General features: G+C 69.6%; 15 protein-coding genes and 2 tRNA genes. 11 read left to right on the top strand and 6 right to left on the bottom strand.

Annotated features, from left to right (window positions below):
• The first annotated feature begins 22 nt into the window (after nucleotides 1-22).
• On the top strand, nucleotides 23-601 hold the full coding sequence (locus ACRDPS_RS12130) for a TetR/AcrR family transcriptional regulator (RefSeq protein ID WP_431501891.1): 579 nt from the start codon (nucleotides 23-25) through the stop codon (nucleotides 599-601).
• A gap of 141 nt (nucleotides 602-742) precedes the next feature.
• Here the strand turns inward: ACRDPS_RS12130 and ACRDPS_RS12125 are convergent, their stop codons facing one another.
• Nucleotides 743-1651 carry a 3-methyladenine DNA glycosylase gene (locus tag ACRDPS_RS12125; protein WP_431501890.1) on the bottom strand — a complete coding sequence of 303 codons (909 nt, stop codon included), beginning with the start codon at nucleotides 1649-1651 and terminating at the stop codon, nucleotides 743-745.
• Between the two features lie 104 nt (nucleotides 1652-1755).
• On the opposite strand from ACRDPS_RS12125, the gene ACRDPS_RS12120 reads away from it, so the two are divergent.
• The 6 genes from ACRDPS_RS12120 to ACRDPS_RS12095 all read left to right on the top strand — a co-directional run bounded on the left by ACRDPS_RS12120 (nucleotide 1756) and on the right by ACRDPS_RS12095 (nucleotide 6361).
• Nucleotides 1756-2568, top strand: coding sequence for a fumarylacetoacetate hydrolase family protein (locus ACRDPS_RS12120; protein WP_431501889.1), 813 nt, complete (start codon nucleotides 1756-1758; stop codon nucleotides 2566-2568).
• Nucleotides 2569-2633: 65 nt separating this feature from the next.
• Nucleotides 2634-4124, top strand: a complete 1491-nt coding sequence (gltX, locus tag ACRDPS_RS12115; RefSeq protein ID WP_431501888.1) for a glutamate--tRNA ligase — start codon at nucleotides 2634-2636, stop codon at nucleotides 4122-4124.
• Between the two features lie 19 nt (nucleotides 4125-4143).
• Nucleotides 4144-5088 carry a CPBP family intramembrane glutamic endopeptidase gene (locus ACRDPS_RS12110; RefSeq protein ID WP_431501887.1) on the top strand — a complete coding sequence of 315 codons (945 nt, stop codon included), beginning with the start codon at nucleotides 4144-4146 and terminating at the stop codon, nucleotides 5086-5088.
• Between the two features lie 128 nt (nucleotides 5089-5216).
• Nucleotides 5217-5288: transfer RNA gene (locus ACRDPS_RS12105), tRNA-Gln, on the top strand.
• A gap of 110 nt (nucleotides 5289-5398) precedes the next feature.
• Nucleotides 5399-5471, top strand: a tRNA-Glu gene (locus ACRDPS_RS12100).
• Between the two features lie 344 nt (nucleotides 5472-5815).
• Nucleotides 5816-6361, top strand: coding sequence for an ABC transporter permease (locus ACRDPS_RS12095; RefSeq protein ID WP_431501886.1), 546 nt, complete (start codon nucleotides 5816-5818; stop codon nucleotides 6359-6361).
• Nucleotides 6362-6371: 10 nt separating this feature from the next.
• On the opposite strand, the gene ACRDPS_RS12090 is transcribed toward ACRDPS_RS12095, so the two are convergent.
• A complete protein-coding gene (locus ACRDPS_RS12090) occupies nucleotides 6372-6878 on the bottom strand; it encodes a VOC family protein (protein WP_431501885.1) in 507 nt (168 codons plus the stop codon).
• Nucleotides 6879-6934: 56 nt separating this feature from the next.
• On the opposite strand from ACRDPS_RS12090, the gene ACRDPS_RS12085 reads away from it, so the two are divergent.
• On the top strand, nucleotides 6935-7564 hold the full coding sequence (locus tag ACRDPS_RS12085) for a TetR/AcrR family transcriptional regulator (protein WP_431501884.1): 630 nt from the start codon (nucleotides 6935-6937) through the stop codon (nucleotides 7562-7564).
• Nucleotides 7565-7653: 89 nt separating this feature from the next.
• On the opposite strand, the gene ACRDPS_RS12080 is transcribed toward ACRDPS_RS12085, so the two are convergent.
• The 3 genes from ACRDPS_RS12080 to ACRDPS_RS12070 all read right to left on the bottom strand — a co-directional run bounded on the left by ACRDPS_RS12080 (nucleotide 7654) and on the right by ACRDPS_RS12070 (nucleotide 11036).
• Nucleotides 7654-8154, bottom strand: coding sequence for an arsinothricin resistance N-acetyltransferase ArsN1 family B (locus tag ACRDPS_RS12080; protein WP_431501883.1), 501 nt, complete (start codon nucleotides 8152-8154; stop codon nucleotides 7654-7656).
• A 162-nt stretch (nucleotides 8155-8316) separates the two neighbouring features.
• Entirely contained in the window at nucleotides 8317-9864 is a 1548-nt protein-coding gene (gene hutH / locus ACRDPS_RS12075; protein ID WP_431501917.1) for a histidine ammonia-lyase, read from the bottom strand.
• A 17-nt stretch (nucleotides 9865-9881) separates the two neighbouring features.
• Nucleotides 9882-11036, bottom strand: coding sequence for an LCP family protein (locus tag ACRDPS_RS12070; RefSeq protein ID WP_431501882.1), 1155 nt, complete (start codon nucleotides 11034-11036; stop codon nucleotides 9882-9884).
• 161 nt (nucleotides 11037-11197) lie between these two features.
• On the opposite strand from ACRDPS_RS12070, the gene ACRDPS_RS12065 reads away from it, so the two are divergent.
• Genes ACRDPS_RS12065 through ACRDPS_RS12055 form a run of 3 tightly spaced genes read left to right on the top strand, consistent with a single transcriptional unit; the run spans nucleotide 11198 to nucleotide 13616 of the window.
• Nucleotides 11198-12697 carry an Ada metal-binding domain-containing protein gene (locus ACRDPS_RS12065; RefSeq protein ID WP_431501881.1) on the top strand — a complete coding sequence of 500 codons (1500 nt, stop codon included), beginning with the start codon at nucleotides 11198-11200 and terminating at the stop codon, nucleotides 12695-12697.
• Nucleotides 12697-13176: a methylated-DNA--[protein]-cysteine S-methyltransferase gene (locus tag ACRDPS_RS12060; RefSeq protein ID WP_431501880.1), complete on the top strand. Its 480-nt coding sequence runs from the start codon at nucleotides 12697-12699 to the stop codon at nucleotides 13174-13176. Before ACRDPS_RS12065 ends, ACRDPS_RS12060 begins: the two co-directional genes overlap by 1 nt.
• Nucleotides 13176-13616 carry a hypothetical protein gene (locus tag ACRDPS_RS12055; protein ID WP_431501879.1) on the top strand — a complete coding sequence of 147 codons (441 nt, stop codon included), beginning with the start codon at nucleotides 13176-13178 and terminating at the stop codon, nucleotides 13614-13616. Before ACRDPS_RS12060 ends, ACRDPS_RS12055 begins: the two co-directional genes overlap by 1 nt.
• Nucleotides 13617-13669: 53 nt before the next feature.
• Here ACRDPS_RS12055 and ACRDPS_RS12050 read toward each other — a convergent pair whose 3' ends face one another.
• The gene (locus ACRDPS_RS12050; RefSeq protein ID WP_008358359.1) at nucleotides 13670-14392 is read right to left on the bottom strand and encodes an IclR family transcriptional regulator; all 723 of its coding nucleotides are present in this window, start codon (nucleotides 14390-14392) and stop codon (nucleotides 13670-13672) included.
• Nucleotides 14393-14486 lie beyond the last annotated feature (94 nt).

Below are 14486 nucleotides of genomic sequence, written 5' to 3'. Positions count from 1 at the left end.
CAGTCCTGGTTATGCTAGATCCGTGACGGCGCAGGAGACAAGTCCCTCGGCCCGCAAGACCGAGCTTCTCGAGGCGGCGTACGCCTATGCCCTCGAGCACGGCCTCGCCGACCTGTCGCTGCGGCCGGTCGCCGCCGCCATCGGCTCCAGCCCCCGCGTGCTGATGTTCCTGTTCGGAAACAAGGACGGTCTGGTGAAGGCGCTGCTGGCCCGCGCGCGGGTCGACGAGCTGGTCGTGGTCGATCGGCTGGGCTCGTCCGTCGGCGAGGTGACCCTGGGGGAGGCGGTCACCCGTCTTTGGGCCTGGCTCGCCGCCGAGGAGCATCGCCCGCTCCTGCGCCTGTGGGCGGAGGCGTACGCCCGCTCGCTCATCGAGCCCGAGGGCGCGTGGGCCGGTTTCGCCGAGTCGACAGTGAACGACTGGCTGAGCGTTCTCGCGGCCTGCCAGCCGGAGTCGGAGCGGACCACCGCCGACGGCCTCGCCCGACGGACGCTCGCGCTCGCCACCCTCCGCGGCGCCCTGCTCGACCTGCTCGCCACCGGCGACCTCGAGCGGGTCACCGCCGCCGTCGAGCTGTCGAGACGCCGTCGCGCCCGATGATCGACGACGAGCTCGCCACGATCGGGCGGGCCGCTGACGAGGGGCGGCCACAACGACTCCTGACATTGATCCGACACGCCGAAGTGACGGCGTGTTGCGGGCAATCTCAGCGACCTTGTGGCCTCCTCGGCGGAGGCGTTCTCACTGACCTGCTGCAGAGGTGCATCCTGCGTGAGCAGCTCCGCTGAGCAGTCGCTCGCACTCGCCGACAAGACGAGCCCGCAGCGGGGCGGCGCGGTCGGCGAAGGTGCGCTGGGCGGCGGCGTACTCCTGCTTTCCGGCGGCCGTCTCGATGCGGATGGGGTCGAGGCCGAGGTCGGAGAGGTCGTACGGAGCGGCCTTCATGTCCATGGTGCGGATGTCCCAGGCGAGCTCGAAGCAGTCGGCGACCAGGTCGGAGCAGACCAGCGGCGAGAGCCGGAAGGCGTGCTTGTAGAGGTCCATGTTGCCGTGCAGGCAGCCCGGTTGCTCGTACGCCGCCCGGTCCTCCGATCGCGGCGAGAGGGTGTTGAGCGGCAGGGCGGGCGGGGTGAAGAAGCGGTACGCGTCGAAGTGGCTGCAGGCGATGCGGTGGGACTCGACCACGCGGTCGGTGCCAGCGGCACCGAGGCGCAGCGGCCAGTCGGCGTGGCGTACCTGCTCCGGGGTCAGGTTGTAGACCATCGCCCACTCGTGGAGGCCGAAGCAGCCGAAGTTTCCCTCGCGGGAGGCGGTGGCCTTCAGGAGCTTCAGGAGCGTCTCGATGAGCAGGCGCTTGTCGGCGAGGAAGTCAGGGGAGACTGTCACCTCTCGGGTGGTCCCGACAGGCTCGACCACCGAGTAGCCGCGCAATGACTCGTACTCCTCGGCCTCCGACAGCCTCACCCCGAACCCCGGGTGCCAGCGCAGCAGCTGGGCGGGGCGGTGGGAGTAGTAGGTGAAGAGGAAGTCGTTGACGGGGTGCTTGACCCGGGCGCCGCGCCGGGCGAGGTGGGGCTCGACGTAGGCAGCGAGCCGCGAGCGATGGGCTGCCGCGCGGGCAGTCCAGTCCGATCGCGCGAGCACCTCCACGGAGTGGATCGTACGCGTGGGTGGTGTCGACAGGCTCGACCACCGGGGGCCGGCGCGACAGGCTCGACCACGGCCACTCGGAGTTCTACGGATAGGCTCAGCGTGTGCGTATCGCCAGATTCACTATCAAGGGTGGCGAGCCCCAGTTCGGCGTCGTCGTGGGGGACCTCGACGGCTACGGTCAGCTCAGCGAGGATGCGACCGTCGTCGCCCTCCAGGGCGACCCGCTGTTCTCCGGGGTCAACCTCACCGACCAGGTCCACAAGCTCGACGACGTCAAGCTGCTCGCGCCGGTGATCCCGCGCAGCAAGGTGGTCGCGGCCGCCCGCAACTACGCCAAGCACGCCGCGGAGATGGGCAACGAGGTCCCACCCGAGCCACTCTTCTTCCTCAAGCCAAACACCTCGGTGTGCGGCCCGAACGACACGATCCAGAGGCCCAGCGACGTCGAGGACCTCCACTTCGAGGGCGAGCTCGCGATCGTGATCGGGCGGATCTGCCGCGACGTACCGGCCGAGAAGGTCAAGGACGTCATCTACGGGATGACGGTCGCCAACGACGTCACCGCGCGCGACGTCCAGCGGCGGCTCAAGCACTTCTCCCAGGCCAAGGGCTACGACACCTTCTGCCCGCTCGGTCCCTGGATCGAGACCGACGTCGAGCCGGAACAGCTGGCCGCCGGCGTACGCATCCAGACATTCCTCAACGGTGACGTCGTCCAGGACGGGTCCACGAAGGACCTCGTCCACGACATCCCGAACCTGATCGCCCACATCAGCAGCGTCATGACGTTGCTGCCGGGCGATGTGATCCTCACCGGCACCCCCGAGGGTGTCGGTCCCATGGAGCCCGGCGACGAGATCGAGATCTACGTCGAGGGGCTCGGAGCTCTGACGAACAAGGTGGCACAGCGGTGACTGACAGCGGGTTGACTGACAATGGGTCGATTGGCACTCTCGAGCCGAAGGACTATCGCGTCCGGATGGCGCCCTCGCCGACCGGCTCGCCGCACGTCGGGCTGGTCAGGACGGCGCTGTTCAACTGGGCCTTCGCGCGTCACCACGGCGGCACCTTCGTCTTCCGTATCGAGGACACCGACAAGGCGCGCAACACCGAGGAGTCCTACGCCGGGCTGCTCGACCTGATGCGCTGGCTCGGGCTCGGCTGGGACGAGGGTGTCGAGGTCGGCGGTCCCTACGGTCCCTACCGCCAGTCGGAGCGTTCGGAGATCTACGCCGACGCGCTCGCGCGACTGCGTGCCTCGAAGTTCGTCTACGAGTGCTACTGCACCGGCGAGGAGACCACCGCCCGCTACGAGGAGCGGCTGGCCGCCTACAAGGCCGCGAAGGCCGAGGGGATCAAGGGCGAGGCGCCCGCCCAGGGCTACGACAACCACTGCCGCGACCTGGGCGAGGAGCAGATCAAGGCGTACGAGGCCGAGGGCCGCACCTCCGTGCCCCGCTTCCGGATGCCCGACGGATCGATCACCTTCGACGACCTCGTGCGCGGCGAGGTGACCTTCGAGACCAAGCACGTCCCCGACTACGCGCTCGCGCGCGCCAACGGCGACCCGCTCTACACGCTCACGGCGCCGGTCGACGACGCCACCATGAACATCACCCACGTCTTCCGCGGCGAGGACCTGCTCTCCTCGACGCCGCGCCAGGTCGCGCTCTTCGACGCGTTCGTCGAGATCGGCCTGGCCGACCGCGCGCCGGAGTTCGGCCACCTTCCGTACGTCATGGGCCAGGGCAACAAGAAGCTGTCCAAGCGCGACCCGGAGGCGCACGCGCTGAAGTACCGCGAGGAGGGGTTCCTGCCCGAGGGGCTGCTCAACTACGTGGCGCTGCTCGGCTGGGCGATCGCCGCCGACCGCGACATCTTCACCATGGAGGAGATGGTCGAGGCCTTCGAGATCCACGACGTGGTCAAGAACCCGGCCCGTTTCGACCTCAAGAAGGCCGAGGCGATCAACGCCTCCCACATGCGGCTGCTGTCGATCGAGGACATCACCCACCGGGTGATTCCCCACCTCAAGGCCGACGGTGTGGTCTCGGACCCGGTCTCCGATGCCGACGCGCAGATGCTGGAGCAGGCGATGCCGCTCGTCGCCGAGCGGATCAACAAGCTCGGCGAGGCCTCCGGCATGCTGCGGTTCCTCTTCGTCCCCGAGGCCGACTTCGCGCTCGACGAGGAGGACGCCGCCAAGCTGCTCGACGAGGCCGGAGTGGGCGTCGTCCGGGCGTCGTACGACGCTCTCTCGGGCCTCTCCACCTGGTCGACGGCCGAGATCCAGGAAGCGCTGACCGCGGCCCTGATCGACGGGCTCGAGCTCAAGCCACGCAAGGCGTACGGCCCGGTGCGGGTCGCGGTGACCGGCAAGCGGATCAGCCCGCCTCTGTTCGAGTCCATGGAGCTGCTCGGCCGGGAGCGTACGCTGGGCCGCCTGAAGGCGGCTCTCGGGAAGGGCTAGGCATGTCGGGACGCAGGGGATGAGCACGGTTGTGGAGCCGCCTTCGGGCCTGGCGTACTACCAGGTGCAGCGCGGCGGGCGCAGCGGCTGGGGTCGGCCCCTGGCCGGGCTGATCCTGATCGGGCTGTGCGTCTTCTTCGTCTCGCCGGCGGTCGTGCTGGTCGGGTTCGAGGTCTTCTTCGTGCTCACCGGCCAAGACGTCGCCACCGTGATGGCTCGCGTCTCCGACGTGGAGAACGTCACGCCGGAGTCGCTGGCGTTCGTGCTGCTGTCGCTGGCCGGGGCGATCCCGGCGGCGATGCTGCTGTGCTGGGCCCTGCACGGCCTGCGGCCGGGATGGCTGGCATCGGTCGAGCAGCGGGTGCGGTGGCCGTGGCTGATGCAGTGCCTCGGGATCGCGGCGGTCACCATGGTGGTCACCATCATCATCGCCTCGCGGCTGCCGATCCCGGGTGAGGACATGGGTCCCAGCACGCTCAACCCCTACACGTCTACGATGCGCGACTTCGTGCTCGTGATCGTGCTGCTCACGCCGCTGCAGGCCGCGGGGGAGGAATACCTCTTCCGCGGCTACATCTTCCAGACCTTCGGGTCGCTCTTCGGGGGGATGCTGGGCGCTCGTACGGTCTCGGTGACGATCACCGCGCTGCTGTTCGCCTTCGCACACGGGTCCCAGGACCTGCCGCTCTTCCTGGACCGGTTCGCCTTCGGGATCGTCGCCGGTATCTGCGTCATCGCCACCGGTGGCATCGAGGCGGGCATCGCGATGCATGTCCTGAACAACTTCTTCAGCCTCGGCATGGCCGTGGCGTTCGGTGACATCTCGACGGTGCTCAACACCACCGAAGGGAGCTGGTGGCGGATTCCGGTCACGCTGGTCCAGTCGGGCGTCTTCCTCGCGCTGACCGTGTGGGCCGCGCGGTCGGCAGGGCTGTCGACCACGACGAGGACCACCAGGACATGACTTCAGGGCGTGCCGATTTCGTACGTCGTGGCCTCGCCGGTAGTGTTCTCTCTCGGTTGAGGGAGTCATTCCGAAGACCAGATCGCTCTTCAGCGACCGCCTCTGAGAGGCTAAGTCAAGTAAGACGATGGGCTATGGTGTAATTGGCAACACGACTGGTTCTGGTCCAGTTATTCTAGGTTCGAGTCCTAGTAGCCCAGCGGATCCGAAGCGGATGGAAACAGCCGCCGAGGATTTGGGAGAGACGGAAGCGATCCGCTAAAGTTTCTACCGCTGAAAGGGACTGAAAAGCCCCGGAAAGCACGTGCAAGCCCCCGTCGTCTAGCGGCCTAGGACGTCGCCCTCTCACGGCGGTAACGCCGGTTCAAATCCGGTCGGGGGTACAACGCACAGAAGGGCCCTTCTCAGCTGAGAAGGGCCCTTCCGCATTTCCCGGGTACGTTCCCTGGAAAATGCCGGGGGATAGCCGCGTCGTCTGACAGGCTCCCTCTGTGCACGCACAGACCGCCGTCGCTCCCGCGCCGGACGTCCGGCTGGCGCTCGTGCTGGTGGTGCTGGTGGCCGTCGCCGTAGCCGCCTCCTATCTCGGCCGGCTGGGAGCGGGGCGGCAGCAGGTGAGCGCCGCCCTTCGTGCGGTGGTGCAGCTCGCCGTCGTGTCGCTGGTCATCGCCGCCGCGCTGAGCTCGTTGTGGTCCTCTCGCTCACGTTCGCGGCGCTCATGCTTGTGGTGGCCAGCGTCACGTCGGCACGACGTATCGGGGTCCCCGGGCGTCACCTGCTGTGGGTCGCGCTGGCGATCGTGGCAGGTGCTCTTCCCGTCCTCGGTCTGTGTCTGGCCTCCAGGGTGATCCCGTTCAACGGCGCCGGCATCATTCCGGTCGCGGGCATCCTGATCGGTGGCGCGATGACGGCCTCGACGCTCACCGGCCGCAGGGCCTCGGACGAGATCAAGGCCCAGCACGGCTCGTACGAGGCCGCGCTGGCGCTCGGCATCCCGGCCGCGGAGGCGGCCTTCGTGGTGCTGCGGCCGACGGCGAAGGAGGCGCTCGTGCCCGGTCTCGACCAGACCCGGACCGTCGGCCTCGTCACCTTGCCGGGCGCCTTCATCGGAGTCCTGCTGGGCGGTGGAACACCCCTGGAAGCAGGCGCCGCCCAGGTGCTCGTGCTGCTCGGGCTGCTGGCCGTGCAGGCGATCACCTCGGCGGTGCTGCTCCGGCTGATCGCCCAGGGCAAGGTGGTGCGCAGCGACCTCGCCGCCGTCTATCCACGGTGACGATCGGTCATTACGACTCCTGGGAGGCCTGCGACCGGTGGGCTCGCTCGCGCTCGGTCTCGGTGCCGATCGGGTCGTCCACGACCAGGGGCAGGTCGCCGACCGGGGGCTGGGTGTGGTGGTCGTTGGTGTAGAAGCGGACCTCGTGGCCGTCGGGGTCATGCGTGCCGGGCAGGATCCAGCCGATGGTGGCGAAGTGGACGCCTGCGTTGTCCTCGCCGAGCTGCGCGAGCCGTCCTGCCAGGTCCTCTAGATCGGCCTTGTTCCGCACTCCGATCGAGAAGTAGTCGAAGCCGCTCGCTCGGCCGGCGAGGTCCGGGTCGAGGACGAACCCGATCATCGGTCCGCCGTTCGGGTGACGCATTGTGATGCCGGTCATCCGGCCGCCTTTGGTGAACTCGATCAGCGGAACGTAGCCGAGCCGCGACGCGTACCACGAGCGCGTGCGCTCGAGGTCGCTGACCGGCAGCTTCACGTGGTGCACCCCGTCCAGGACGGGAGCGTCAGCGGCGATCATGGAGCACCTCCGATCCGATGCAGTCAAACTGCAATCATGCAGTTATACTGCATCTGGTGAACACCCCTGTCAAGGGACTTCGTGCCGCGAAGGTGGCCGAGACCCAGGAGCGCATCCTCGAGGCGGCACGAGCGCTGTTCGTCCGCGACGGCTACCACGCGACCGCCCTCACGGCAGTGGCCGACCGGGCCCGGGTCGGACACCGGACCGTCTACGTCCGGTTCGGCTCCAAGGCGGCGCTGCTGCGCCGCGTCGTCGATGTCGCCGTGGCAGGCGATGCGGGGCAACGAGATGTCCGCGAGCGCGAGTGGTTCCAGGCAGCGCTCACCGGGAGGGCTCTTGCGGACCGGGTCGACGCGCTCGTCGTGGGAACCGCCGACCTGATGGAGCGAGCCGGTGACCTCTTCGAGGTCGTCCTTCAGGCGCAGGCCTCCGAGCCCGAGCTGGCGGAGGCCTTCCAGGCGAGCCGCACAGCCACCCGCGAGCTCATGCAGCGGTTCGTCCGGACTGCTCGGGCCGACGGCCTGCTCGCGGAGGTGGCAGACGCGGTGTGGCAGGAGGAGACGGCCGCTCTGGCGGGTCAGGCGGAGACCTACCTGCTGTTGCGGCGTACGACGGGGTGGGCGAACGAGCAGTATCGCGACTGGCTGCGTCGCACCTTGGAGGAGGTGCTCGCTCCTGCCTGACCACGCGTTCGGCGTCAGACGAAGCTCGCTGGGTTCGCCTGTCCTGTCGGGTGCTTGCTCGGAGGTAGATCTCGACCCGCTTCGCGGGCTCAGAGGTCGAGCTGCATCCAGGCGACGTCATGCCAGGCGTCGAACTTCCAGCCGATCCTGCGGTAGACGCCGACGTCGGTGAACCCGAAGGAGCGGTGGATGCCGATGCTGGCCTCGTTGGGGATCGCGATCCCGGCCAGGGCCCGGCGGTAGCCGCGCTCGGCGAGGACCGAGAAGAGGGCCGTGTAGAGCGCCTTGCCCGCGCCCCGGCCGCGACGGTCCTGGTCGAGGTAGATCGACACGTCACAGGCCCAGCTGTAGGCCGCGCGCGTGCGGTGCTGGGTGGCGTACGCGTATCCGGTGATCTCGCCGTCGGACTCCAGGACGAGCCAGGCGTGCGTCTCGAGGGCCGACCCGATGCGGTGTGCCATCTCCTCCGGCGTGGGTGGCTCGGTCTCGAAGGAGACGACGGTGGCGAGGACGTACGGCTCGTAGATCTTGGCGCACGCCTCCGCGTCGGCCGGGGTTGCGGAGCGGATCGACCAGGTCGGTGGGGTCATCGTAGGAGTCCGTCCTTCCAGAGCCCGCGAGGTGCTCCGCGATCAATGCGACGTCGGAGGGCGCATCTTCCCGCCATGGCGGGAAAATGGCGCGGGGAAACGGGTGCGTGCGGTGCCACTTTCCCACCATGGCGGGAAAGTGGCACCGCTCAGGCACGTCGATCAGCGGATGTCCGCGAGATCGCGAGCCTTGTCCAGGAGCGTGCCGGTCGCGACGAGGCCGACGACCGCCTTGATGTCGGGCGACAGGTAGCGGTCGGGGCCGGGGGAGGGGACGAGCTTGCGGATCTCCTCGACCAGCGCGGCGCCGACCGGGCCGGGGCGCTCGGGCGCGCGCATGTCGATCGCTCGGGCGGCGGTGAGGATCTCGATGGCGACGACCTGCCTCGCCCCGGAGATGGCGCGGCGGAGCTTGCGGGCGGCGTTCCAGCCCATCGAGACGTGGTCCTCCTGCATCGCGCTCGTCGGGATCGAGTCGACCGATGCCGGGACCGCGAGGCGCTTGAGATCGGAGACGATCCCGGCCTGGGTGTACTGCGCGATCATGTGCCCGGAGTCGACCCCGGGGTCATGGGCGAGGAACGGCGGCAGCCCGTGGTTGCGTGACTTGTCGAGGAAGCGGTCGGTGCGGCGCTCGGAGATCGAGGCGAGGTCGGCGGTGGCGATGGCCAGGAAGTCGAGTACGTAGCCGATCGGTGCTCCGTGGAAGTTGCCGTTGGACTCCACGCGGCCGTCGACGGTGACCACGGGGTTGTCGACGGCGCTGGCGAGCTCGGTCTCGGCGACCCGGGCGGCGTGGGACATGGTGTCGCGCACCGCGCCGTGGACCTGGGGCGCGCAGCGCAGCGAGTAGGCGTCCTGCACCCGGGTGAATCCGGTGCCACGGTGGTCGGCGACGATGCCGCTGCCCGCGAGGACGTTGCGGATGTTGGCCGCCGACGTCGCCTGCCCGGCGTGCGGACGCAGCGCCTGGAGGTCCTCGGCGAAGACGCTGTCGGTGCCTTGGAGGCCCTCGATGCTGAGCGCTCCGGCGATGTCGGCGGTGGCGACCAGGGCGTCCAGGTCGGCGAGCGCCAGGATGAGCATGGCCAGCATCCCGTCGGTGCCGTTGATCAGCGCCAGCCCCTCCTTCTCGCGGAGCGCGACCGGAGTGATCCCGGCGGCGGCCAGCGCGTCGGCGCCGTTCATGTGCTCACCGTCGGCGTTGCGTACGTCGCCCTCGCCCATCGCCGCCAGGGCGCAGTGCGCCAGCGGGGCAAGGTCACCTGAGCAGCCGAGGGAGCCGTACTCGCCGATCACGGGCGTGACCTGCGCGTTCAGCAGCGCGGCGTAGGTCTGGGCGACCTCGGGGCGCACTCCGGTCCGCCCCGTCGCCAGGGTCGAGAGGCGGAGCAGCATGAGGCCGCGTACGACCTCCTTCTCGATCTCGGCGCCCGAGGACGCCGCGTGCGAACGGACCAGCGAGGCCTGCAGCTGGGCGCGGTGCTCGGGCGGGATCGAGGTGTTGGCGAGGGCACCGAACCCGGTCGAGATCCCGTAGTGGGGCCGGGTGTCGTGGGCGAGCTCCTCGATGAGCGCCCGGCTGGTGGCCATCGCGTCCAGGGACTCGTCGGTGAGGGTGATCGTTGCGTTGTGACGGGCGACGGCGACTACCTGGTCGAAGGTGAGGGCGCCGACCCCGACGGGAACCGTGGTGTTGGTCATGACCAGAGTGGATCACATCACGTTCAGGCAGGTGCGCACAGGCCGTTGTCGGCGGCGTCCTTCTCCTTGTCCGCGGGGGTCGTCGTGTCGGTGGGGAGACCCGAGGGCGAGGTGTCCGCACCTGGGCTGCTCGGGGTCTCGGAGGGCCTCGGAGTGCCGCTGGGCGAGGCGGGCGAGTCGTGGAGCGGTCGGTCGGCCAGCATCCGCTCCCACAGCTCGTCCGACTCCGGGAGGATCCGCAGCCGGCCCCAGTTGGGATCGTCGGTGGGGAAGCCGGCGTTGGGCACGGTCACGAACTCGATGCCCGTCGGCTTGATGTTGCGCATCTCGGCGGCCAGGTCGGCCAGGCCGGCGACGGAGTCGATGTCGGTGGTGATCGACTTCGACAGCTCGGTGCTGAACGCGGCCAGCCGGCCTGGGCGGGTCAGGGTGCCGGCGGAGAGGACCTTGGTGGCGAGGGCCGAGAGGAAGTGCTGCTGGCGGCGCATCCGTCCCAGGTCGGCGTTCGGGGTGGAGGAGCGGTTGCGTACGTAGTCGAGCGCCTGCTTGCCGCGCAGGTTCTGGGTGCCTGCGGGCAGGAAGATGTTGTGCTCCTCGTCGTCGATGGCCTCCGGGATGCAGACCGTGACGCCGCCGACGGCGTCGACCATCCCGCGGAACCCGGCGAAGTCGAGGGCGAGGTAGTGGTCGATGGGCACCCCGGTCAGCAGCTCGGTCTGTCGGACGGTGCAGATCGGGCCGCCGAGGGCGTACGCCTCGTTCCACATCACGTCGGTGGCCTCGCCGATCTTGTCGCCGTCGTCGGCGGTGCACTCGGGACGGTCGACGATCGCGTCGCGGGGGATCGAGACCCCGTAGGCCGACTTCCGGTCGGCGGCGACGTGCAGCAGGATCGTGCTGTCGGAGCCGCCCACTCCGCTCTCGCCGTCGATCGAGCAGCCCTCGCAGTCGCGGCCGTCGGTGCCGAGGATCAAGATGTTGAGCGGCTGCTTGGGTCCGTCGTCGGCCTCCTTCGGTTCGTCGAGGAGATGGTGGATGTCACCGCCGGTGCCGAGGTTGCGGTTGAGGTGGCCGTAGAACGCCCACGTGGCGACCCCCGTGCCGGCCGCGAGGAACAGCATCGTGACCACCACGGTCAGCACGACCGTACGCGTGCCGGACCAAGCTTTGGTCCCCATCGCCCTCCCTCCTCATCGGACTGCTCGAGCAGCCCTCACTGGTTCTACGCTCCAGCGAGCCGAGAGGTTGCTGCTTCAGGTAACGACATTGTGAAACCATGAGGAAGGCCCTGTCCGAAATCCGCGCGTAAAACCGTTCCAAAGACGGCAGTATTGATGACATGGACGGAACAACCAGCGTGAACGGAAGCGTGAGCGGACTCGATCTCGAGTCGTGCTACCGCGCCGTTCGTTCGCGCGATCGGCGCTTCGACGGGATCTTCTACACGGCAGTGGCCTCGACCGGAATCTACTGCCGACCCTCGTGCCCGGCACGTACGCCGGCGATCGCGAATGTCTCCTTCCACCGGACCGCGGCGGCCGCCCAGGCGGCCGGCTACCGAGCCTGCAAGCGCTGCCGTCCCGATGCCACGCCGGGCAGCCCCGAGTGGGACGTGGTGGCGACGCTCGCCGGGCGGGCGATGCGGCTGATCGCCGACGGCGTCGTCGACCGGGAGGGCGTCGAGGGGCTGGCCCGCCGGGTCGGCTACTCGCCACGCCATCTGACCCGGCTGCTGACCACCGAGCTCGGTGCCGGGCCGCTCGCCCTGGCGCGTGCCCGCCGGGCGCAGACCGCTCGGACACTGGTCGAGACCACCGAGCTCGGCTTCGCCGACATCGCCTTCGCGGCGGGCTTCTCGAGCGTACGCCAGTTCAACGACACCGTTCGAGAGGTCTACGCGGCCTCGCCGACCGAGCTTCGCGGGCGACGCGGCTCGCGGCGCGGGGCCGACGGCACGATCGCGCTGCGGCTGGCGGTGCGTACGCCGTTCGCGGGCCGGGCGCTGCATGCCTTCCTGCGCGACCACCTGGTGCCGGGTGTCGAGGTCGCGGGAATCGACGACGGGCGCCTCTGGTTCGCCCGCACGCTCGATCTCCCGAACGGGCCGGGCACGCTGCGGATCGAGCTCACCGACATCCCTGAGGGGGAGACCGGGTTCGTGCACGCGACCTTCAAGCTCGCCGACCTGCGCGACACCACGGCGGCGGTCGAGCGGGCCCGACGCTTGCTCGACGCAGACTGCGACCCGCGTGCGGTGGCCGACGTCTTCGCCGCCGACCCGGTGATCGGGCCGCTGGCCGCGGCGCTGCCGGGACTGCGTGTGCCGGGCACCGTCGACGGGGGCGAGCTGGCGCTGCGTACGATCGTGGGACAGCAGGTCTCGGTCGCCGGGGCGCGCACCGTGCTGGCGGGGATCGTCGCCGACCACGGCCGCCCGATCACGACCGACATCGAGGGGCTCACCCACCTGTTCCCGGCCGCGGACGTGCTCGCCGCCGCCGACCCGGCGAGCCTGCCGATGCCGCGCTCGCGTGGGCGAGCGGTCACCGGCCTGGCCGCCGCTCTCGCCGCCGGCGAGCTCCAGCTGGACCGTGGCACCGACCGCGACGTCGTGCACGAGCAGCTGATGGGGCTGCCCGGCGTCGGTCCGTGGACCGCCGACTACGTCGCTCTGCGGGCTCTGGGCCACCCCGACCTCTTCCTGCCGACAGATGTCGGCATCAGGCGAGCGCTGGCCGTTCTCGACGCCCTCGAAACGGACACGGTCGCGTGGCGGCCGTGGCGCTCCTACGCCCTGCTCTACCTGTGGACATCACTCACTGCCTTGGAGGAACTCTGATGTGGACTCTCATCGACTCACCCGTCGGTCAGCTTCGGCTGGTCGCGAACGACGGCGCGATCACCGCGATCGACTTCATGCCGGCGACGTACGCCGAGGATCGCCCGCGCGGGGAGCGGACCGACGATGACCCGTTGCTGGTCGAGTGCGCCCGGCAGCTCGCCGAATACTTCGCGGGCGACCGGATCACCTTCGACCTCCCGCTGGCTCCGTCCGGGACCGAATTCCAGGGGCGCGTCTGGAGTCAGCTGCAGGAGATCGAGTACGGCACCACCTGCTCCTACGGCCAGATCGCCGGCCGTCTCTCACTCACCGGCCACGGCGCCCGCGCCGTCGGTCTCGCCAACGGCAGGAACCCCATCCCCATCGTCATCCCGTGCCACCGCGTCGTCGGTGCCGACGGATCGCTGACCGGCTACGCCGGTGGCCTGGACCGTAAGACGACGCTGCTGGGTCTGGAGAGCGGCGTGCTGTTCTGATGTCGGGCCTGCAGGCGTGGCGTACGTCTCTGGTGGTCGCCTTGCTCGTGGGCGCGCTCGCCGGGTGCGGTAGCGACGAGGAGCCCGCCGGAGGTGGAGGCGCCAGCGCGGTGGGCGCGAGCGAGGTGGGTGGCGCCGATCCGGCCGATGGCGAGCTGTTGGTCGACCAAGGCGTGACCTGCACCCAGGATGTCTCGAGCGAGGAGGCGAAGAGCACGATCGAACGGGTCGGCGGGCTCCAGCAGCCCACCTGGTCGGTCCGGTTCGCCGAGAGCACGGCGGCGGGTGTCGTGGTGCTGGTCGCCGGCGACCTCGAGGAGGCCGAGCCCGAGCTCTTCGACGTGTACGAGGTCGCCGCGATCGTCGGATCGTCTGACGATCAGACGAGGGCGGATGACTTCCGGGCCGTACACGAGGCTGTTCGTCGGATCTGCGGGTGAGGTCCCAGGGATACCCGGTCGACCGGGTATCCATGGGGCTGGAGTGACAGCTGTTACTCCGCCGCGGCCCGCCGGAGCGACTCCGAGAGTCGGTCGGCGGCGGCCAGGACCGCGGGGGCGTGCATCTTGCCCGGCTGGCGGGTGAGGCGCTCGAGGGGTCCGGAGACGGACACGGCGGCGATGACCTTGCCGCCGGGGGAGCGGACGGGAGCGGAGACAGACGCGACGCCGGCCTCGCGCTCACCGATCGACTGAGCCCAGCCACGGCGGCGGATGCCGGAGAGAGCGGCTGCGGAGAAGGCGGCGTTCTGCAGACCGCGGTGGAGGCGCTCGGGGTCCTCCCACGCGATCAGTATCTGAGCGGCCGACCCGGCGCGCATGGTCAGCTGCGAGCCGACCGGGATCGTGTCGCGCAGGCCGGAAGGGCGCTCGGCTGCGGCGACACAGACACGGAAGTCGCCCTGGCGCCGCCACAGCTGCGCGGACTCGCCGGTGATGTCGCGCAGTCGCGCCAGAACCGGGCCGGCGGTCGCCAGCAGCCGGTCCTCGCCGGCGGCGGCGGAGAGCTCGGCCAGTCGCGGACCCAGGACGAAGCGTCCCTGCATGTCGCGGGCGACCAGTCGGTGGTGCTCGAGTGCGACCGCCAGCCGGTGTGCGGTGGGGCGGGCGAGGCCCGTCCCGGCCACCAGACCTGCCAGGGTCGCCGGGCCGGATTCGAGAGCTGTGAGCACAAGGGCGGCCTTGTCGAGCACGCCCACACCGCTGGAACTGTCCATATCGCAAGACTAACTTCTCAGAACCTGAGATGCAACGTTAGGCTCGGTAGAGCAACCTGGAAGTGGCGGATCTGACATTCGCAGCCGCCCTTCC

This window comes from Nocardioides sp. (genome assembly GCF_050699375.1).
In the GTDB taxonomy this organism is placed as follows: Bacteria; Actinomycetota; Actinomycetes; order Propionibacteriales; family Nocardioidaceae; genus Nocardioides.
Note: the sequence above shows the minus strand (reverse complement) of the source record. Positions and strands in the feature narration are given on the sequence as shown.